Raw genomic sequence first — 18,788 nt, 5'->3', positions numbered from 1 at the left:
GGGCCGGTGTGATCGCTCGACGATCCGGTGCGGGGCGACAGCGCGCCGGGCTCCCCCGGCTCCGCCGTCACTCGGTGTCACCCCAGGCCGGGCCACCGCGGCTTCCGCTTCTCGTTGAACGCGGCCACGCCCTCCGCCCGGTCGCCGGAGAAGGCCACCGACCGCCAGGCCGCGTCCTCCACCTCCAGCCCCGTCCGCAGGTCCAGCCCGTGGCCGAGCCGCAGGGCGCGCTTCGCCGCCCGCAGCCCGACCGGGGAGTTGGCGGCCATCCGGCCGGCCAGCGCCAGCGCCGCGTCCCGGTCCGTACCCTCCGCCACCAGCTCGTCCACCAGCCCCAGGGCCAGGGCCTCGGCCGCCTCCACCCGGCGCGCGGTGAAGATCAGCTCGGCCGCCCGCGACGCGCCGACCCGCCGGGGCAGCAGCTGGGTGCCGCCGCCGCCCGGGATCACCCCGACCGACACCTCGGGCAGTCCCACCACGGCGGTGCGGTCGGCCACGATCACGTCGCAGGAGAGCGCCAGCTCGAAGCCGCCGCCGAGCGCGTAACCGTGCACGGCGGCCACGGCCGGCATCGGCAGCTCCAGCACCCCGGTGTACGCGGCGCGCGAGAGGGGCCGCTGCCCGCCCAGCTCGGCGTCGCTGAGGGAGTTGCGCTCCTTGAGGTCCGCGCCCACGCAGAAGGCGCTCGGGCTGCTGGAGGAAACGACGGTGACGCGTACGTCCGGGTCGGCGCCGAGCGCCTCGCAGGCGGCGGCGACGGACCGGGCCATCTGGGAGGAGACCGCGTTCATGGCTTTCGGGCGGTCGAGCACCAGCTCCGCGACGTGCGCGGGCTCCGTGTGACGCCGTACGACGACGAACTCCCCGAACCGCTGCTCGGACGTGACACTCATGGGTTCCATCCCTCCGGTGGTGGCGTTCCGGGGGAGCTTAGGGCGTGCCAGGGGCTGCCGGGGCGAACCGGAACGGCCTCAGCGACCGCCCCCGCGCGGGGCGCGCCGGGTCAGCATCCACGGTTCGACCACGCCGAGTCCGCGCACCGGCCGCTGCCACATCGGCTGGAGCTGGAAGCGGTAGGCGGGCAGCGGCGGCTCGTCGGCGGGCGTGCGGCCCTCCTTCTCGGCGATCCGCGCCCGCTCGGCCGCGGCGGCGGCCTCCTCGGCGGCCCGGGCCTCGGACTCGGGCGAGTCGCCGGTGCGGATCAGCTCTTCGGCGAACGCCCCGTCCACCAGGACGGCGTCCTTCGAGGCTATCGAGGTGAGCCGGCTGGCCAGGTTCACCGTGGTGCCGAAGACATCGCCCATCCGGGTGGTGACGGTGCCGAAGGCGATGCCCACGCGCAGGGCGGGCATCGTGGCGTCGGCGGACATCGCCTCGATGAGCCGGAGCGCGATCTCGGCGGCCGTACCGGCGTCGTCGGCGGCGAACAGCACCTCGTCGCCGAGGGTCTTCACCAGCCGGCCGCCGTGCGCGGCCACCAGGTCGGCTGCGGTCGTCTCGAACGCCTCGACCAGCTCGCCGAGCTCCTCCTCCTCCAGCCGCCGGGTGAGCCGGGTGAACCCGACCAGGTCGGCGAAGCCCACCGCGAGCCGCCGGTCGACCATCTCCTCGTCGTCCTGCGCCTGGACGACCCGCCCGGTGGAGGCGGCCAGCTGGCGGCGCCACACGTAGACGAGGAACTCCTGGAGCTCCGGGAGCAGCAGTTCGACCAGGGGGTAGGTGACCTCGGTGCGGGTCATTCCGGGCTCGGGGGGCTCGGTGAGGCCCTCCAGGAAGGAGTCGATCTGCCATTCGGCGAGGCGGGCGGTGGTCTGGCCGGTGGAGCGGGCCACCTGGATGGCCATCGGCTCGCTGAGCAGTCCTGCCTCGACCAGACCGGCGAGGCGGCGCAGCGCCAGAACGTCGGCTTCGGTGAGCGCCTTGGCCTGGCCGATGTCGGCGAAGCCCATGGCCCGCCAGAAGCGCGAGGCCAGGTCCATGGAGACGCCGGCGGTGCGGGCGGCCTGGAAGGGGGTGTACTGGCGGTCGGCGCCGAGGATCAGCTGTTCCAGCCGGATCGCCAGCGGATCGTCGGTCGGTTCGGCCGTGTGGTCGACCTCGTGATGGGGCGTGGCATGGACCGAGGGGTCCGACGGGGGCCTCGCGCCCGCGTCCGAACCCGTGTCGCCGACGGTCACCAGCCGCCTCCTGCCCGTTCCCTGCGCACTGCCCTGCCGATCTGTCGCTGGATCGCCTCAACGATACGGCAGGTGTGCCCTGGCTCACGTCCTCGATGGCCCGGTACGGGTGCGTCGGACGTGACAACTCACGCTTTCGCACTCCGGCGTGCGCCGCGTTCACCCGTCGGAGTGGCGCGCGTTCACTCTCCGTACGCCTCTCCTCGCACTCCCGGACGATGACAGAACATTCACACGAATCGGTCTCCCGGGCGCCCGCCCCCGTCAGACGAGCCCGCCCGCCGCGCCGCGCAGATGCACGATGTCGCCCGCCGAGACCGGCTGCTGGAGGCCGTCGCCGGTGGAGAGGATCAGCCGGCCGTCGCCGTCGACCGCGACGGCCTGCCCGACCACCGAGCGGTCGCCCGGCAGCTCGGCCCGCACGGTCCGGTCCAGCGTGGCGCAGCCGGCCGCGTACGCCGCCTGGAGGCCGCTGCCCGCCGCGTCGCCGCCCGCCGCCCGCCACTCGCCGTACCACTGCTCCAGCGAGCGGAGCACGCCCCGCAGCAGAGTCTCGCGGTCGAGCGAGACGGCTCCGGCGAGGGCGAGGGAGCCGGCGGTGGGGGCGGGGAGTTCGTCGGCGCGGAGCGAGACGTTGATGCCGAGGCCGACGACGACGCCGTCCCCGGCGCGTTCGGCGAGGATGCCGCCGGTCTTGCGCTCGGCGCCGTCCACGGTCACCAGCAGGTCGTTGGGCCACTTCAGCGCCATGTCCACCCCGGCCGCGCGGGCCAGCCCGGTCGCGGCGGCGACCCCGGTGAGCAGCGGCAGCCAGCCCCAGCGCTCCACGGGTACCTCGGTGGGCGCGAGGTACACGGAGAGGAAGAGCCCGGAGCGCGGCGGGGCGGTCCAGACCCGGTCGAGCCGGCCGCGTCCGGCGTTCTGCACCTCGGCGACGAGCACCGCCCCCTCGGCGAGCGGACGCCCCGAATCCGGGGCGGCGGGCCGGGCGGCCCGGGCGGCGAGGTCGGTGTTGGTGGAGCCGGTCTCCTCCACCACGTCGAGCGAGGTCCACAGCGCGCCCGGCCGCAGCAGTCCGCGGCGGAGCGCGGCGGTGTTCAGGGGCGGCCGGTCCAGGTCCGACCAGCGGTTCGAAAGCGCATCCGGGGGTGTCATACAAGCCACCCTAGGTGTGGCAAAGGACGCACGAGGACGCACTGCCGATCGACGGGCCCGCCGATACGCTACGAGGCAGTAGCTGTACAGGAACGAGGGCTTCCCGTGGGTGCGTGCCGGGCCCGTCGCCGCGGACCGAGCCCCCGTCATGTCCCGTGACCAGGCAGGGAGCCGCCACCCGATGTCCGAGCCGCAGAGCGACATCCACACCACCGCGGGCAAGCTCGCGGACCTGCAGCGCCGTATCGGCGAAGCCACGCACGCGGGTTCCGAGCGCGCGGTCGAGAAGCAGCACGCGAAGGGCAAACTCACCGCGCGGGAGCGGGTGGACCTGCTCCTGGACGAGGGTTCCTTCGTGGAGCTGGACGAGTTCGCCCGTCACCGCTCCACCAACTTCGGCATCGAGAAGAACCGTCCCTACGGGGACGGGGTGGTGACCGGGTACGGCACGGTCGACGGCCGTCCGGTGTGCGTGTACTCCCAGGACTTCACGATCTTCGGCGGTTCCCTGGGCGAGGTCTACGGCGAGAAGATCGTCAAGGTCATGGACTTCGCGCTGAAGACCGGCTGCCCGGTCATCGGCATCAACGACGGCGGCGGCGCCCGCATCCAGGAAGGGGTGGCGGCGCTCGGGCTGTTCGCCGAGATCTTCCGGCGCAACGTGCACGCGTCCGGCGTGGTGCCGCAGATCTCGCTGATCGTCGGTCCCTGCGCGGGCGGTGCGGTCTACTCCCCCGCGATCACCGACTTCACGGTCATGGTCGACCAGACCTCGCACATGTTCATCACCGGGCCCGACGTCATCAAGACCGTCACCGGTGAGGACGTGGGCTTCGAGGAGCTGGGCGGGGCGCGCACCCACAACTCCACCTCCGGTGTGGCCCACCACCTCGCGGGCGACGAGAAGGACGCCATCGAGTACGTCAAGTCCCTGCTGTCGTACCTGCCTTCGAACAACCTCTCCGAGCCGCCGGCCTTCCCGGAGGAGGCGGACCTGGAGACGACCGACGAGGACCGCGAGCTCGACACACTGATCCCCGACTCGGCGAACCAGCCGTACGACATGCACACCGCCATCGAGCACGTGCTGGACGACGCCGAGTTCCTGGAGACCCAGGCGCTGTTCGCGCCGAACATCATCACCGGCTTCGGCCGCGTGGAGGGCCGGCCGGTCGGTGTCGTCGCCAACCAGCCGATGCAGTTCGCCGGTTGCCTCGACATCGACGCCAGCGAGAAGGCCGCGCGTTTCGTCCGTACCTGCGACGCGTTCAACGTGCCGGTGCTGACCTTCGTGGACGTGCCGGGCTTCCTGCCGGGCGTGGACCAGGAGTACGGCGGCATCATCCGCCGGGGCGCCAAACTGATCTACGCCTACGCCGAGGCGACCGTCCCGCTGATCACGGTCATCACCCGCAAGGCGTTCGGCGGGGCGTACGACGTCATGGGCTCCAAGCACCTGGGCGCCGACGTCAACCTCGCCTGGCCGACCGCCCAGATCGCCGTGATGGGCGCGCAGGGCGCGGTCAACATCCTGCACCGCCGCACGATCGCCGCCGCCGAGGACCCCGACGCGACCCGCGCGCAGCTGATGACGGAGTACGAGGACGCGCTGCTCAACCCGTACGTCGCGGCCGAACGCGGCTACGTCGACGCGGTGATCATGCCCTCGGACACCCGCAAGCACGTCGTGAAGGCGCTGCGCCAGCTGCGCACCAAGCGCGAGTCCCTGCCGCCGAAGAAGCACGGCAACATCCCGCTGTAGGCCCCGCGCAGCTGTACACCGACGGATTGGAGCCCGCCATGATCAAGGTCGTCCGGGGCAACCCGACCCCCGAGGAACTCGCCGCCGCCCTGGCGGTGGTCCGGGCGCGCGCCGCTTCGGCGGCGGCGACGCCGGACACCGCGCCGGCGCCGCCCGCGCAGTGGTCCGACCCGGCGCGGATCGCCCGCACCACGCGGGCCCTGCCGGGGCCGACGGCGTGGGCGCGCACCTACTGGCCCGCCTGAGCCACCCCGGCCACCCGGTCGCCGAGAGTGACCGTGGTCCCGCTTTCGGGTGGTTGAGTACTCGTACTCAGGCAGGACCCCGGCGGGCGGAGCAGGATCGGACGCATGCTCTGGTCCGATCCCGACAACCGCCCGCCGAAGGAACTGCGCGACGCCCAGGAGATGCTGCGGCGCGCGGGGATCCTCCTCGCGCTGGCCATGGTGGTCGGGATGTTCGTGCTCGGCCTGCGCTGAGCGCTCGCGCCTACAGCGTGACGGCCCACAGGACGGTCTCGCCCGCGGCCACGGCGCCCACGGCGATCCAGCTCAGCACCTTGGCCCAGCGCGGGAAGCGGTGACGGTCGGGCTCGGGGGTGGTCCGGCCGCTCCACATCCACCAGAGCACTCCGGCGCGCACGGCGACCGACACGACGCTCAGCGTGATCCGTATCCCGTGGCTGTCGGTGGCCCCCATCGCGAGGCTGAGGAAGAGGTTCGGCACCAGGAGCCAGGCGAGGGCGGCGCACCTGCGGCCCCGGCTCCACCACGGGGACAGGCACAGCGCGACGCAGGCTCCGAAGGTCAGGAAGAAGACCGGGAGGGCGAAGATCTCCTGAACCCCGTCGCCGGACGGGAGCCGGCCGAGGACGCTCACCAGGCTGCCCGCCGCGAGACCCCACACGATCAGGCGGGGGCTGCTCCACCAGGGGGCCTCCACGTCCGCCTGGTACGCGTCCACGGCTGCCGCGCCGACCTGCTCCGGGGCGCCGAGTTCGGCGAGGATCCGCGCGAGCTGCCCGGGACGTTCGGCGAGGGCGACGGCGACGCGTTCGGCGACGCCCCCGACCGTCTCCTTGCGTCGACGTGCCGGCAGGGCCGAGACGGCCTGCTCGACGGCGTCGAGGTACCGGCGAACCTCTTGGCCGTCGGTGTCCTGGTGGCCGGTGGCGTGCGTCGTCATGGTGGCTGCTTTCTCGGGGGAAGAGCGGGCGAAGAGCGGTGGAGCGAAGAGCGGCGGGGCAGGGCGGAGCCGCTGCCGACGACTCCGGCAGCGCGTGGGGCGGAGAGGTCCGCGTCGGTCAGTACTGAGCGGTGCGGCGGCGCAGTACGCGGAGCGCGGCGACGGCGAGCAGGGCCGCGGCGGCGAGCACCAGCGCGCTGGAGGCGATCTGGAAGCCCCAGTAGTCACCGGGTTCGAGGGCGTTCATGAGGTAGCTGTCCTGGGGCAGGGCGTCGTAGAACTGGAGTCCGGCCACTCCGCCCGGGTGGAAGCCGTGGACCTTGGAGAACAGCGGGAAGTCGACCAGCAGCACGGCCCGGGAGCGGACCACCGCTCCGGCGACCAGCCAGGTGAGGACGGGCGCCGCGACGAGGGCCGGCAGGGTGCGGCGCAGGAGGGTGCCGCACAGCGCTCCGGCCGCGACTCCGAGAAGGACGTGGGCGACGGTCACCGGGCCGATCGTGTAGTACGCGTTCTGCCGTTCGGCGCCGTAGGTGAGCAGGCCGAGGCGGAAGCCGTGCACGGCGCTGATCCGGTACAGCGCAACCCCGGGGACGGTCACCGCCGCGAGGAACGCCGCCTGGACCGCCCAGCGGACGGTGAACCACCGCCGGGGCGTGACCGACTGGGTCAGCGCGAGGACGACCCGGCGGGTCTCCCACTCCCGCGCGGTCAGCACGGCGGTGACGAGCGCGGCGAGCAGAGCGGGCCGGAAGGCGAGTGACGAGCCGTCGTCCACGAGCCGCCCGGTCACCTGGTGGGCGTCGTCCGTGTAGCGCCCGAAGTGGTAGGCCTGGCTTCCGACATGGTCACGCAGGGCCAGGGCGTCGGCCCAACTGGCGTAGTGGTGGAGGATCGCGGCGCAGACGTACGCGGCCGGCAGCAGGAGGACGAGCGCGACCCACCGGTACTGCCGTACGGCGATGCGCACGAGCGGCAGACCGCGTCCGGCCCGGGTGGGCAGGGCGGGCGAGGCGGCGGCGGGGGCGCTCATGCGGCGTCTTCCTTGCTGAGAGTGGCCGGAGCGGCCGTGTGACCCGCGGCGGCGGGGGTGAGGTGGGCGAGGACCAGTTCCTCCAGCGAGGGGGTCCGGGCGTCCCAGGCGGCGGGCAGCGGCCCGGCGGGACGGATGAGCGCGCTGGTGCCGCGTCCGGCCGGGCGGGACTCCACGACGGTGTGCCCGCCGAGGCGGTCGGGGCCGCCGGTCACCGCGACCACGGCGTGAGACGCGGTCAGTTCGTCGATGTCGCCGCAGAGCCTGACCGTGCCCCGGTCGAGCAGGAGCAGGTGGTCGCAGACGTCGGCCAGCTCGGAGATGATGTGGGAGGACATCACCACGGTGGTGCCGGTGTCGGCGACGTGCGCCATGAGCAGCCCCATCAACTCCTGCCGCGCCAGCACGTCGAGATCGGCCATCGGCTCGTCCAGCAGCAGCAGGTCGGCGCGTTTGCCGAGGGCGAGGGCCAGGGCCAGGCGGGTGCGCTGGCCGCCGGACAGGGCGCCGACCCGGTCGTCGCGCAGCGGCCGGGCGATCCGCCCGGCCAGCTCGGCGTCCCAGTTGGACCCGTTGGTCCGGGCGCCCACGCGCAGCATCTCGCCGACCGTGAACCCGTTGAACAACGGCCGGTGTTGGGCCAGGTAGGCGACCCGGGGGTGTCCGGCTCCCGGCGGTCCGCCCAGGACTTCGACCGTCCCGGACGCGGGCCGACGCACGCCGGCCGCGAGTTCCAACAGGGTAGTTTTTCCGGATCCGTTGGGACCCACGAGAGCGGAGACGACGCCTGCGGGGACGCCGAAGGTGCACCGGTCGAGGACGTTCCTGCCCCTGCGCCCGTATCTCTGGGTGACCCCGTGGGCCGCGAGCGCCGTGTCAGGGCTGCCGGTGGGGAACGTCATCGGGCTCCTTCGGGAGGTAGAGGTCGTCCAGCACGTCGTTGAACAGGGCGGCGAGGTCGTCGCGTTCGGCTCCCTCGGCGGCGGCCCGGGCGGCCACGTCCGCGAGCTCCACCCGCCAGGGCGAGTCGGCCGAGGAGGCGCCGAGGGTGCCGGTCACGAAGGTCCCGTGTCTGCGCCGGGTCTCGACGAGTCCCTGGGACTCCAGCTCGCGGTACGCCTTGAGCACGGTGTTGGGGTTGAGCGCGGTCGCTTCCACCACCGCCCGCGCGGTGGGCAGCCGGTCACCCGGCTTCAGCAGACCCAGCCGGAGTGCCTGCTGGACCTGCTGGATGATCTGGACGTAGTTCGGGACGCCACCGCGCCGATCGATACGGAAGGCGAACCCCATGGCTTCACCTCCCGTAGAACCAATGAACTAGTCCAATGATGCATTGAGCCGTCCGGGCACGTCAAGGCGCATTGAGGTATCACCTCCACGGGCGATCGTCGGCCGGGCGGACACGGACGGGCCGGCCAAACGGAACGGGCGTTCCGTCCCAACCGGCCGAGGCCGCCGCGCGCACGCTCCGGGCCGGATCTCAGACGGCGAGATTCCGCTCGGGGCCGGAGCCGTCGACCGCCGCCCCGGTGGTGACGGCGTGCTGGTCCTCTTCGGGGCGCCCCTTCCTCGGCAACAGGAAGGTGCTCGCGAAGAAGGCCACCAGCAGGCACGCCTGGACGATCAGCGCGCGACGGAAACCGCCGGTGAAGTCACCGGCCTCGACCCGGGCGAAGAACACCGAGCCGAAGACCGCGACGCCGATGGAGCCACCGACCGCCTGGACCGCCGAAAGGACACCGGAGGCGGACCCGATCTCGTCGTCGTCGACCGCGGCCAGGATGAAACCGAACAGTGCGGCGATCACCATGCCGGCGCCGACACCCGCCACCGCCACGCCGGGAACGATGTCCCAGACCGAGAACGAGGACGCGTCGAGGCCGTCGAGCTCGAACCACAGCACGGCAGCGCCGGCCAGCTGGACCAGTGGTCCGGCCTGCAGCACCTTGCGGCCGATCCTGTCGGCGAGGAACGCGCCGCTGACCGCGCCGCCGATCGCGGTCCCCACGGCGAGGGGCAGGTTGCCCAGCCCCGCCTCGCCGGCGGTGAAGTGCCGGCCGATCTGGAGGAACAGGGTCAGTACGAGCTGCGTGCCGATCAGCCCGCCGAAGAACAGGGCGATGCCGCCGAGTCCGACGGTGAAGGCCGGCTTGCGCAGCAGGCTCGGAGTCACCAACGGCTCCCTCCCCCCGTTGGCCGTACGGCGCTGCTGAAGGGCGAAGAGGGCGAATCCGGCCACCGATGCGGCCATGGACACCCACGTCCACAGCGGCCAGCCCTCCTCCTGCCCCTGATTGAGCGGCAGCACCAGCAGGGCGCAGGCGATCACGACCAGCACGGCACCGGCCGCATCGACCCGGACCGAGCGGTCGCCCGCCTTCCTGGGCACGAACCTGGCGGCGACGATCAGCGCCACGACGCCGATGGGCAGGTTGATCAGGAACACCGAGCGCCAGCCGAGCCCGAAGAAGTCGCCCTCGATGAGGAAGCCGCCCAGAACGGGGCCGATGATGCCGCCCAGCCCCAGGACGGGCCCGAAGACGGCGAAGACCTTGGTGAGCTCGGGGCCGGAGAAGTTCTCCCGCAGCAGGCCCAGCCCCTGGGGCAGCAGCACGGCCCCGGCTGCGCCCTGCAGCAGGCGGAAGGCGATCAGCGAACCGATGCCGGGCGCGGCCGCACACAGCAGGGAGCACGCGGTGAAAGCCGCGAGTCCGATCAGGAACATCCGGCGCCGGCCGTAGCGGTCGCCGAGCCGGCCGCCCAGCACGAGCCCGGCGCCCAGGGTGAGGGCGTAGCCGCCGATCACCCATTGCAGTCCGGCCGAACCGGCACCGAGCGACTCTTCCAGGTCCGGTCCGGCGACGTTGACGATCGAGGCGTCCAGGAGATCCATGATCTCCGCGACGATCATCACCGCCAGGATCAGCCATCGGTGGGGCCCGGTCGCCCCGTCGGGAGTGGGAGACGGTTCACGCACGCCAGATACCTCCATGGTGAAGTAATTCCATCATGAAGGTAAAGTGGTGGCGGTAGGTTGTCAAAGCGGAGTCGGAGCGGATTGGCCCACGCGGATCGCACGGCAGAAGACAGCGGCAGTGGACAAAGGGTGGAGGACCGGCATGGAGGAAGCCGTGGACGACGGCGTCGCGGAGCAGCGCGAGCGGCTGATGGAATCGCTGAGGATCTACGGCAGCCACTACGCCGAGCTCAGCCGGCGCTTCGCCTCCTGGCTCGGCCTGCATTCCACCGACGCCACCGCGGTCCTGGAGATCGCCGCCGCCGAGGAGCGCGGCACCCCCCTGTCACCGGCGAGACTGAGCGAGCGGATCCCCCTCTCCACGGGCGCCACCACCGCACTCCTGAACCGCCTCGAATCGGCAGGGCACATCACCCGCGCCCGCGAGCACTCCGACCGGCGCATCGTCACCCTGCGCAGCGGATCGCACATCCAGGAGAGGGCGGACGAGTTCTTCGGACCGCTCGCCCAGCGCCTCGACGCCACGATGTCGCACCACTCGCCCCGGTTCCTGGGACAGGTCGAAGCGTTCATGGCGGACCTGAACGCCACCATGGACGGCCACTTGGCCGATCAGGACACGCACCCCCGCCCGCCCGCGCCCCGCCCCTGAACTCCCGCCCCCTGGCCGGCCCACCCCGGCCGCCCGGGCCGCGCCTCCCGCCGTCACACCGCCCGCGCGGCCCGGGCCGGCGGGCCGCCCGGGGAGCCCCGGCACCCCGCGACCGCCGCACGGAGCCGGCCGCGCCGGGAACCCGGGCGGCCCGGACCGGCCGGCGACCTACGATGGCGCGCATGACTGCCAAGCGCCGGCTCGTGCTCGCCTCCGCCTCCCCCGCCCGTCTCGGCCTGCTGCGGCAGGCGGGCTTCACCCCCGAGAAGATCGTCAGCGGGGTGGACGAGGACGCGCTCTCCGCACCGACCCCCGGCGAACTGGCACTGGTCCTCGCGCAGGCGAAGGCCGCCGCCGTGGCGGCGCTCCCCGAGGCGGCGGACGCCCTGGTGGTGGGGTGCGATTCGGTGCTCGACCTGGACGGGGAGGCGCTCGGCAAGCCCGCCGACGCCGAGGAGGCCACGGCCCGCTGGCAGGCGATGCGGGGCCGCGCCGGAGTGCTGCGGACCGGCCACAGCGTGATCGACACGGCGAGCGGGCGCACGGCGTCCGCGACCGCGTCCACGGTCGTGCGCTTCGGTGAGCCCACCGACACCGAGGTCGCCGCCTACGTCGCCACGGGCGAACCGCTGTACGTCGCCGGGGCGTTCACCCTGGACGGCCTCTCGGGTCCGTTCATCGACTCCATCGAGGGCGACCACTCCAACGTGATCGGGCTCTCGTTGCCGCTGCTGCGCCGCCTCCTCGGCGAACTGGGCGTGTCGGTCACGGAGTTGTGGGGCTGATCGCCGGAGGCGCCGGGGGCCCCGCTGTCTCGGGCGCTCCCCCCGCGCCGGGGTTCCCCGCGGCCGCCGCGGGCTTGCGGCGCTCGGGGCCGTAACCGATCAGGGTGCCGACGATCAGTGCCAGCGCGACCATCAGGACGACGAAGGCGGACCATCCGACCAGCCCCACCACCAGGGCGCCGAGCACCCCGTGCACGACCGCGGTGGCGATCAGCGCGAACCGTCCCACCCGGCCCGGGGAGCGGTCGCGCACCGCGGCGGTCAGCGCGATCAGCGCGACGGCCGCCAGCAGAACGGTCGAGACACCGCCCATCGCCCAGGCGCCGGTGCTCATCGCCCCGGGCTCCAGGCCCGCCAGCGACATGTTCTGGTTCTCCGCCACCGTGGCGAGGACGACGTTGACGATCGCCACGCCCACCGCCTCGGCGAGGAGAACGAGCGCGGTCACGACGGCCACCGGTCTGCGCACCACGGCGCCACCCCCTGTTACCCATAGTTACCCGACACCGCGGACCCTACTGTCGGGTAAACATCTGGACAAGAGCCCTTGCACGTCCGTCGGGGTTCGGCCGCGCGGCAAGGAATTCATCACCCGTTCGTGGGGACCCGACAAAGAAAAGCCATCGGTCGTTGCGCCTACGGACAGAGACCTGGACCACACCTCGTGGCTACTGTGCGGTTGAGGATCGCGGCGTACCGTGGTCCGACAAGGGATTTTGCGACTCCGGAAGCCTAGAAATCACGCTCCGTGTGGGCAAGCTCACCCATGGGGACGGGTCGTACGGCCGTGTTGGTAGTCCCTAAACTCAGCTTGTTCCTAGGAGGGAGTCATCGTGCGCAAGGTGCTCATCGCCAACCGTGGCGAAATCGCTGTCCGCGTCGCTCGGGCCTGCCGGGACGCCGGGATCGCCAGCGTCGCCGTCTACGCCGATCCGGACCGGGACGCTCTGCACGTCCGCGCGGCCGACGAGGCGTTCGCCCTGGGCGGTGACACCCCGGCCACCAGCTACCTGGACATCGCCAAGGTACTGCGCGCCGCCGCCGATTCCGGCGCCGACGCGATCCACCCGGGGTACGGATTCCTGTCCGAGAACGCGGAGTTCGCGCAGGCGGTGCTGGACGCCGGTCTGACCTGGATCGGCCCGCCGCCGCAGGCGATCCGCGACCTCGGCGACAAGGTCGCGGCCCGGCACATCGCGCAGCGCGCCGGTGCCCCGCTCGTCGCCGGTACCCCGGACCCGGTCTCGGGCTCCGAGGAGGTCGTGGCGTTCGCGCGGGAGCACGGTCTGCCCATCGCCATCAAGGCCGCCTTCGGCGGTGGCGGACGCGGCCTGAAGGTCGCCCGCACTCTCGAAGAGGTCCCGGAGCTGTACGACTCCGCGGTCCGCGAGGCGGTCGCCGCGTTCGGCCGGGGCGAGTGCTTCGTCGAGCGCTACCTCGACAAGCCGCGCCACGTCGAGACCCAGTGCCTCGCCGACCAGCACGGCAACGTCGTCGTCGTCTCCACCCGCGACTGCTCGCTCCAGCGCCGCCACCAGAAGCTGGTCGAGGAGGCCCCGGCCCCCTTCCTCTCCGAGGAGCAGAACGCCCAGCTGTACGCCGCTTCGAAGGCGATCCTGAAGGAGGCCGGCTACGTCGGCGCCGGCACGGTCGAGTTCCTCGTCGGCACGGACGGCACGATCTCCTTCCTGGAGGTCAACACCCGCCTCCAGGTGGAGCACCCGGTCACCGAAGAGGTCTCCGGCATCGACCTGGTCCGTGAGATGTTCCGGATCGCCGACGGCGAGGAGCTGGGATACGGCGACCCGACGCTGCGCGGTCACTCGTTCGAGTTCCGTATCAACGGCGAGGACCCGGGCCGGGGCTTCCTGCCCGCCCCGGGCACCGTCACCACCTTCAACGCCCCGACCGGCCCCGGTGTCCGGCTGGACGCGGGCGTCGAGTCCGGCAGCGTCATCGGCCCGGCCTGGGACTCGCTCCTGGCCAAGCTGATCGTCACCGGCGCCACCCGTGAGCAGGCGCTCCAGCGCGCCGCCCGCGCGCTCGGCGAGTTCACCGTCGAGGGGATGGCCACGGCCATCCCGTTCCACCGCGCGGTCGTGGTGGACCCGGCGTTCACCTCGGACCCGTTCACCATCCACACCCGCTGGATCGAGACCGAGTTCGTCAACGAGATCAAGCCCTTCACCACTCCCGCCGAGGCGGACGAGGACGAGGGCAACCGGGAGATCGTCGTCGTCGAGGTCGGCGGCCGGCGCCTGGAAGTCTCGCTCCCCTCGTCGCTGGGCATGAGCCTCGCCCGTACGGGCCTGGCGGCCGGTGCGAAGCCGAAGCGCCGCGCGGCGAAGAAGGCCGGCTCCGCCGCCTCGGGCGACACCCTCGCCTCCCCCATGCAGGGCACCATCGTCAAGGTGGCCGTGGAAGAGGGCCAGGAGGTCAAGGAGGGCGACCTCGTCGTCGTCCTGGAGGCCATGAAGATGGAGCAGCCCCTCAACGCGCACCGCTCCGGCACGATCAAGGGCCTCACCGCCGAGGTCGGCAGCTCGCTGTCGTCCGGCGCCGCGATCTGCGAGATCAAGGACTGACGCCGCGGGACTGCCCTCGGGCTCTCCCGTCAGGGCCCCGCCGGGTCCGTACGCCCACCGCGTACGGACCCGGCGGGGCCCTGGTGCGTACCGGCCCCGCACGCAGGGCAAAGGGCCCAGGAACCGGTCCGGGGGCGGGGCCGCCGGAAGGCGGTGGCATCCTGGAGCCGAGGAGACCCGGGAGGACGACCCAACCATGGCCAGCGTGACGCCGCCGAGCACGGCACCGACTCCGGACCCCGACGGGGCCGGTCCGGGTTCACCCGTGCGCGCCCCCGCGCCCGGACGGCCGATGCGCGCCGACGCCCGCCGCAACCACGACCGGCTGGTCGGCGAGGCCCGCACGCTCTTCGCCGAACAAGGCACCGACGCCTCGCTGGAGGACCTCGCCCGGCGCGCCGGCGTCGGGATCGGCACGCTGTACCGGCACTTCCCCACCCGGCCCGCGCTGATGAACGCGGTCTTCCAGGACGCGCTGGCGGACCTGCTCGACCGCTCGTACGCCCTGGCACGGGCCGACCAGCCCTGCCATGCCCTGGTGGAGTGGCTCGGCTGCATCGTCCGGCACGCGGGCGAGTACCGGGGACTGGCCCGGGCGCTGCTCACCGCCTCGCGGGACGACACCTCGGCCCTGGCCCCCTGTCACGTCCCGCTGCGCGAGGCGGGGGCCCGGCTGCTGGCACGGGCGCAGGAGAGCGGGGCCGTGCGGGCGGACGCGTCGATCGACGATCTGATGCAGCTGACGAACGCCATCGCCCTGGCCGCCGAGCAGAACCCCGAGGACCCCGGGCTGTCCGACCGGCTGCTCCTGCTGACGCTCCAGGGGCTCAAGAACAGGCCCGAGACCGCGCCCGCGTCCTGATCGGCCCGGCAGCGCTCCGCCCGAAGGCCCGGTCGCTCAACGGCGGCGCAGGTCCGCCACCCTGGCACGCTCGGGCCCGGGATCGGCCATCACGGCCGCACTCCGCAACTGCTGCCCCAGGCCGCCGTTCTGCGTACGGCGCTGACCCGGCAGCGGCATCTCGCGCCGCTGTCTGCCGCCCGGCGGGACGCCTTCCGGGCCGGAAACCCCGGAACCACCGGAGACACCGGAGTCGGCGTCACCGCCCGCGAGGGTGATCTCCACGCCCTGATCGGCCAGGGCCTGGATCTCGGCGGCGGCCCGCTCGTCGTGCAGCGGGGGTTCGTCCGTGACCAGTCGGGTGACCAGCTCCGTCGGCACCGTCTGGAACATGGTGTCGGCGCCCAGCTTGGTGTGGTCGGCGAGTACGACCACCTCGGCGGCGGCCTGCACCAGGGCCCGGTCGACGCTGGCCGAGAGCATGTTGGACGTGGAGAGCCCGCGCTCCGCGGTCAGCCCGCTCCCGGAGAGGAAGGCCCGGGACACCCGCAGCCCCTGGAGGGACTGCTCGGCTCCGCTGCCGACCAAGGCGTAGTTGCTCCCGCGCAGGGTGCCTCCGGTCATCACGACCTCCACGCGGTTGGCGTGGGCCAGGGCCTGGGCGACCAGCAGGGAGTTGGTCACGACGGTGAGGCCGGGTACCCGGGCGAGCCGGCGGGCCAGCTCCTGCGTGGTGGTACCGGCCCCGACGACGATGGCTTCGCCCTCACCGACCAGGCCGGCCGCCACATCGGCGATGGCCGTCTTCTCCGCGGACGAGAGATGGGATTTCTGCGGAAAGCCGGACTCCCGCGTAAAACCGCCCGGCAAGACCGCACCGCCGTGCCGGCGGTCGAGGAGTCCTTCTGCCTCCAGTGCCCGCACGTCCCGCCGTACGGTCACTTCGGAGGTCTGGACGACGCGGGCGAGCTCACGGAGCGATACCGCCCCGTTGGCGCGCACCATTTCGAGGATCAATTGACGACGTTCTGCAGCGAACACAGAACTGACAGTAACCTGACCCGCGCGCGTTTTCAGCGCATTGGGCCGAATTGCAGAAGTTGGCAACGAAGTGGGTCACCAAGTGATATACGCGAAAGCGATGTTGTCAGACTTGCCCGCGGAGTCGCCGCCAGTTGCCGCCGGATTGGCTGGGACATGCACACAACTGGTCGAGGAGCGATCGGATGCGGTCCGCCCGTTACCCGCCCGTGATACCAACAGGCCCCGCAGCAGCGGCAGTTGCCGATGCGCGGGGCCGGTTGCGCGGGGTGACTACGCTTCGCCGTCGAGCTTCCGGGTGTGCAGCTGGCGCGCCACCTCGGCGATCGAACCCGACAGGGACGGGTACACGGTGAACGCGTTCGCGATCTGTTCCACCGTCAAGTTGTTGTCGACCGCGACCGAAATCGGATGAATGAGTTCGCTGGCGCGCGGCGCGACGACGCAGCCGCCGACCACGATGCCGGTACCGGGACGGCAGAAGATCTTGACGAAGCCGTCGCGGATGCCGAGCATCTTCGCGCGCGGGTTGCGCAGCAGCGGGAGCTTGACGACCCGGGCCTCGATCTTGCCGGCGTCCACGTCGGCCTGGGTGTAGCCGACGGTGGCGATCTCCGGGTCGGTGAAGACGTTGGAGGAGACGGTCTTCAGGTTCAGCGGGGCCACCGCGTCGCCGAGGAAGTGGTACATCGCGATCCGGCCCTGCATCGCGGCGACCGAGGCCAGCGCGAAGACTCCGGTGACGTCACCGGCGGCGTAGACGCCCGGGGCGCTGGTGCGGGAGACCTTGTCGGTCTTGATGTGGCCGGACTCCTTGAGGTGGACGCCGGCCTCCTCCAGGCCCATGCCCTCGGTGTTCGGGATCGCACCGACCGCCATCAGGCAGTGCGTGCCGGAGATGACGCGGCCGTCCGCGAGGGTGACCTCGACGCGGTCGCCGACGCGCTTGGCGGCCTGGGCGCGGGAGCGGGCCATGACGTTCATGCCGCGGCGGCGGAACACGTCCTCCAGCACGGCGGCGGCGTCCGGGTCCTCGCCCGGCAGCACCCGGTCGCGGGAGGAGACGAGGGTGACCCGGGAGCCGAGCGCCTGGTAGGCGCCGGCGAACTCGGCGCCGGTGACGCCGGAGCCGACCACGATGAGCTCCTCGGGGAGTTCGTCGAGGTCGTAGACCTGGGTCCAGTTCAGGATGCGCTCGCCGTCGGGCTGCGCGTCCGGGATCTCGCGGGGGTGGCCGCCGGTGGCGATCAGCACCGCGTCGGCGGTGAGCCGCTCCTCGGAGCCGTCGGCCGCGGTCACCACGACCTGGCGGGAGCCGTCGGCGGCCTGGAGGCCCTCCAGCCGGCCGCGTCCGCGCATCACGCGGGCGCCGGCCCGGGTGACGGAGGCGGTGATGTCGTGGGACTGGGCGAGCGCGAGGCGCTTGACCCGCCGGTTGACCTTGCCGAGGTCGACCCCGACGACCCGGGCGGCCTGCTCCAGGTGCGGGGTGTCGTCGGCGACGATGATGCCCAGCTCCTCGTAGGAGGAGTCGAAGGTCGTCATCACCTCGGCGGTGGCGATCAGGGTCTTCGAGGGGACGCAGTCGGTGAGTACGGAGGCTCCGCCGAGGCCGTCGCAGTCGACGACGGTGACCTCCGCCCCGAGCTGGGTGCCGACCAGTGCCGCCTCGTAGCCGCCGGGGCCGCCGCCGATGATCACGATCCTGGTCACGAAATGTCCGCCTCGCGTGGTGTCATCCCACGGCCGTCTGCCGTCCCGGCCGGGGGTCCGGGGGATCGCCCCGGGGGAATGCAGTACGCCCTCCATTGTCCCGCACCCGCCAAGTGGCTTCCCCCCGGGGCCCTCCATCCGGGCACCGGGGCCGTCCTCGCAGCTCGGACGGGGTGGCGCGGACGCGGACCCGCCGTCCGCCGCCGTTCCCTCTCCCGGGCTGTTCCTGCCCGGAGTTCGGCACGCCGCTCCGCATCTCCCGTACCCTCGGACACATGTCGCTCTACGCCGCGTACGCCGGCAACCTCGACGCGCGGCTGATGACGCGCCGCGCACCGCATTCCCCGCTGCGCGGCACGGGCTGGCTCAACGGCTGGCGGCTGACCTTCGGCGGGGAGCAGATGGGCTGGGAAGGGGCGCTGGCGACGGTCGTCGAGGCGCCGCGCTCCCAGGTTTTCGTCGCCCTGTACGACGTGGCGCCGATGGACGAGGACTCCATGGACCGCTGGGAGGGTGTCGGGCTCGACATTTACCGGCGGATGCGGGTGCGCGTGCACACCCTGGACGGCGAGGAGCCGGCCTGGATGTACGTGCTCAACGGTTACGAGGGCGGTCTGCCCTCCGCCCGCTACCTCGGCGAGGTGGCCGACGCCGCGGAGTCCGCCGGGGCCCCGCACGACTACGTCATGGAACTGCGCAAGCGCCCCTGCTGACCGCCGACCCGGGCACCCCCGGTGGGCGCACCGGCCCCAGGGGGCTCACACACCCCGCTGGACCCGTGTGGGACAAGGCCTCCCGGCCTTCGATCGCAGGAATGGTCGTATGAAAATACGAAAGGACCGGACAGACTGTGTGCCGGTCCATCTACGCGCGTAGGGATTC

Annotated in this window: 19 protein-coding genes; 8 read left to right on the top strand and 11 right to left on the bottom strand. The window is 72.5% G+C overall.

Annotated features, from left to right (window positions below; genetic code table 11):
• Positions 1 to 77 precede the first annotated feature (77 nt).
• The 3 genes from OHA55_RS20590 to OHA55_RS20580 form a co-directional block, all read right to left on the bottom strand.
• The gene (locus tag OHA55_RS20590; RefSeq protein ID WP_266708431.1) at positions 78 to 893 is read right to left on the bottom strand and encodes an enoyl-CoA hydratase/isomerase family protein; all 816 of its coding nucleotides are present in this window, start codon (positions 891 to 893) and stop codon (positions 78 to 80) included.
• Positions 894 to 971: 78 nt separating this feature from the next.
• Positions 972 to 2,177 (bottom strand): adenylate/guanylate cyclase domain-containing protein, encoded by a 1,206-nt coding sequence (locus OHA55_RS20585; RefSeq protein ID WP_266708430.1) that lies wholly within the window; start codon positions 2,175 to 2,177, stop codon positions 972 to 974.
• Positions 2,178 to 2,441: 264 nt separating this feature from the next.
• The gene (locus OHA55_RS20580; RefSeq protein ID WP_266708429.1) at positions 2,442 to 3,332 is read right to left on the bottom strand and encodes a biotin--[acetyl-CoA-carboxylase] ligase; all 891 of its coding nucleotides are present in this window, start codon (positions 3,330 to 3,332) and stop codon (positions 2,442 to 2,444) included.
• 181 nt (positions 3,333 to 3,513) lie between these two features.
• Here OHA55_RS20580 and OHA55_RS20575 point away from each other — a divergent pair, with 181 nt between their 5' ends.
• From OHA55_RS20575 to mmpB, 3 genes are all read left to right on the top strand, one after another.
• Positions 3,514 to 5,094, top strand: a complete 1,581-nt coding sequence (locus tag OHA55_RS20575; protein WP_266708428.1) for an acyl-CoA carboxylase subunit beta — start codon at positions 3,514 to 3,516, stop codon at positions 5,092 to 5,094.
• Between the two features lie 38 nt (positions 5,095 to 5,132).
• Positions 5,133 to 5,339: an acyl-CoA carboxylase epsilon subunit gene (locus OHA55_RS20570; RefSeq protein ID WP_266708427.1), complete on the top strand. Its 207-nt coding sequence runs from the start codon at positions 5,133 to 5,135 to the stop codon at positions 5,337 to 5,339.
• Positions 5,340 to 5,444: 105 nt separating this feature from the next.
• Positions 5,445 to 5,573 carry a morphogenic membrane protein MmpB gene (gene mmpB / locus OHA55_RS20565; protein WP_266708426.1) on the top strand — a complete coding sequence of 43 codons (129 nt, stop codon included), beginning with the start codon at positions 5,445 to 5,447 and terminating at the stop codon, positions 5,571 to 5,573.
• Between the two features lie 10 nt (positions 5,574 to 5,583).
• Here the strand turns inward: mmpB and OHA55_RS20560 are convergent, their stop codons facing one another.
• The 5 genes from OHA55_RS20560 to OHA55_RS20540 form a co-directional block, all read right to left on the bottom strand.
• Positions 5,584 to 6,279 (bottom strand): hypothetical protein, encoded by a 696-nt coding sequence (locus OHA55_RS20560; RefSeq protein ID WP_266708425.1) that lies wholly within the window; start codon positions 6,277 to 6,279, stop codon positions 5,584 to 5,586.
• A 118-nt stretch (positions 6,280 to 6,397) separates the two neighbouring features.
• Positions 6,398 to 7,312, bottom strand: a complete 915-nt coding sequence (locus tag OHA55_RS20555) for a hypothetical protein (protein ID WP_266708424.1) — start codon at positions 7,310 to 7,312, stop codon at positions 6,398 to 6,400.
• Complete coding sequence (locus tag OHA55_RS20550) at positions 7,309 to 8,214, bottom strand: ABC transporter ATP-binding protein (RefSeq protein ID WP_266708423.1); 906 nt, start codon at positions 8,212 to 8,214, stop codon at positions 7,309 to 7,311. Before OHA55_RS20550 ends, OHA55_RS20555 begins: the two co-directional genes overlap by 4 nt.
• Positions 8,189 to 8,602: a GntR family transcriptional regulator gene (locus OHA55_RS20545; protein ID WP_266708422.1), complete on the bottom strand. Its 414-nt coding sequence runs from the start codon at positions 8,600 to 8,602 to the stop codon at positions 8,189 to 8,191. The genes OHA55_RS20550 and OHA55_RS20545 overlap by 26 nt, the downstream gene beginning before the upstream one ends.
• A 190-nt stretch (positions 8,603 to 8,792) precedes the next feature.
• A complete protein-coding gene (locus OHA55_RS20540) occupies positions 8,793 to 10,289 on the bottom strand; it encodes an MFS transporter (RefSeq protein ID WP_266708421.1) in 1,497 nt (498 codons plus the stop codon).
• 142 nt (positions 10,290 to 10,431) lie between these two features.
• Here OHA55_RS20540 and OHA55_RS20535 point away from each other — a divergent pair, with 142 nt between their 5' ends.
• The gene (locus OHA55_RS20535; RefSeq protein ID WP_266708420.1) at positions 10,432 to 10,941 is read left to right on the top strand and encodes a MarR family winged helix-turn-helix transcriptional regulator; all 510 of its coding nucleotides are present in this window, start codon (positions 10,432 to 10,434) and stop codon (positions 10,939 to 10,941) included.
• Between the two features lie 173 nt (positions 10,942 to 11,114).
• On the top strand, positions 11,115 to 11,726 hold the full coding sequence (locus OHA55_RS20530) for a nucleoside triphosphate pyrophosphatase (RefSeq protein WP_266708419.1): 612 nt from the start codon (positions 11,115 to 11,117) through the stop codon (positions 11,724 to 11,726).
• Here OHA55_RS20530 and OHA55_RS20525 read toward each other — a convergent pair.
• Positions 11,707 to 12,198, bottom strand: coding sequence for a hypothetical protein (locus OHA55_RS20525; protein ID WP_266708418.1), 492 nt, complete (start codon positions 12,196 to 12,198; stop codon positions 11,707 to 11,709). The two genes, OHA55_RS20530 and OHA55_RS20525, sit on opposite strands and share 20 nt — an antisense overlap.
• A 361-nt stretch (positions 12,199 to 12,559) precedes the next feature.
• Here OHA55_RS20525 and OHA55_RS20520 point away from each other — a divergent pair, with 361 nt between their 5' ends.
• The gene (locus OHA55_RS20520) at positions 12,560 to 14,311 is read left to right on the top strand and encodes a biotin carboxylase N-terminal domain-containing protein (protein ID WP_266708417.1); all 1,752 of its coding nucleotides are present in this window, start codon (positions 12,560 to 12,562) and stop codon (positions 14,309 to 14,311) included.
• 292 nt (positions 14,312 to 14,603) lie between these two features.
• Positions 14,604 to 15,173: a TetR/AcrR family transcriptional regulator gene (locus OHA55_RS20515; RefSeq protein ID WP_266710844.1), complete on the top strand. Its 570-nt coding sequence runs from the start codon at positions 14,604 to 14,606 to the stop codon at positions 15,171 to 15,173.
• Between the two features lie 36 nt (positions 15,174 to 15,209).
• Here OHA55_RS20515 and OHA55_RS20510 read toward each other — a convergent pair whose 3' ends face one another.
• Both OHA55_RS20510 and OHA55_RS20505 read right to left on the bottom strand, forming a co-directional pair.
• Complete coding sequence (locus tag OHA55_RS20510) at positions 15,210 to 16,193, bottom strand: DeoR/GlpR family DNA-binding transcription regulator (RefSeq protein WP_266708416.1); 984 nt, start codon at positions 16,191 to 16,193, stop codon at positions 15,210 to 15,212.
• A gap of 273 nt (positions 16,194 to 16,466) precedes the next feature.
• Entirely contained in the window at positions 16,467 to 17,906 is a 1,440-nt protein-coding gene (locus tag OHA55_RS20505; protein ID WP_266708415.1) for an NAD(P)H-quinone dehydrogenase, read from the bottom strand.
• A gap of 275 nt (positions 17,907 to 18,181) precedes the next feature.
• Here OHA55_RS20505 and OHA55_RS20500 point away from each other — a divergent pair, with 275 nt between their 5' ends.
• On the top strand, positions 18,182 to 18,619 hold the full coding sequence (locus OHA55_RS20500; RefSeq protein ID WP_266708414.1) for a gamma-glutamylcyclotransferase: 438 nt from the start codon (positions 18,182 to 18,184) through the stop codon (positions 18,617 to 18,619).
• The last annotated feature ends 169 nt before the right edge of the window (positions 18,620 to 18,788 follow it).

Origin of the sequence: Streptomyces sp. NBC_00102 (genome assembly GCF_026343115.1) — a bacterium.
In the GTDB taxonomy this organism is placed as follows: domain Bacteria; phylum Actinomycetota; class Actinomycetes; order Streptomycetales; family Streptomycetaceae; genus Streptomyces.
Note: the sequence above shows the minus strand (reverse complement) of the source record. Positions and strands in the feature narration are given on the sequence as shown.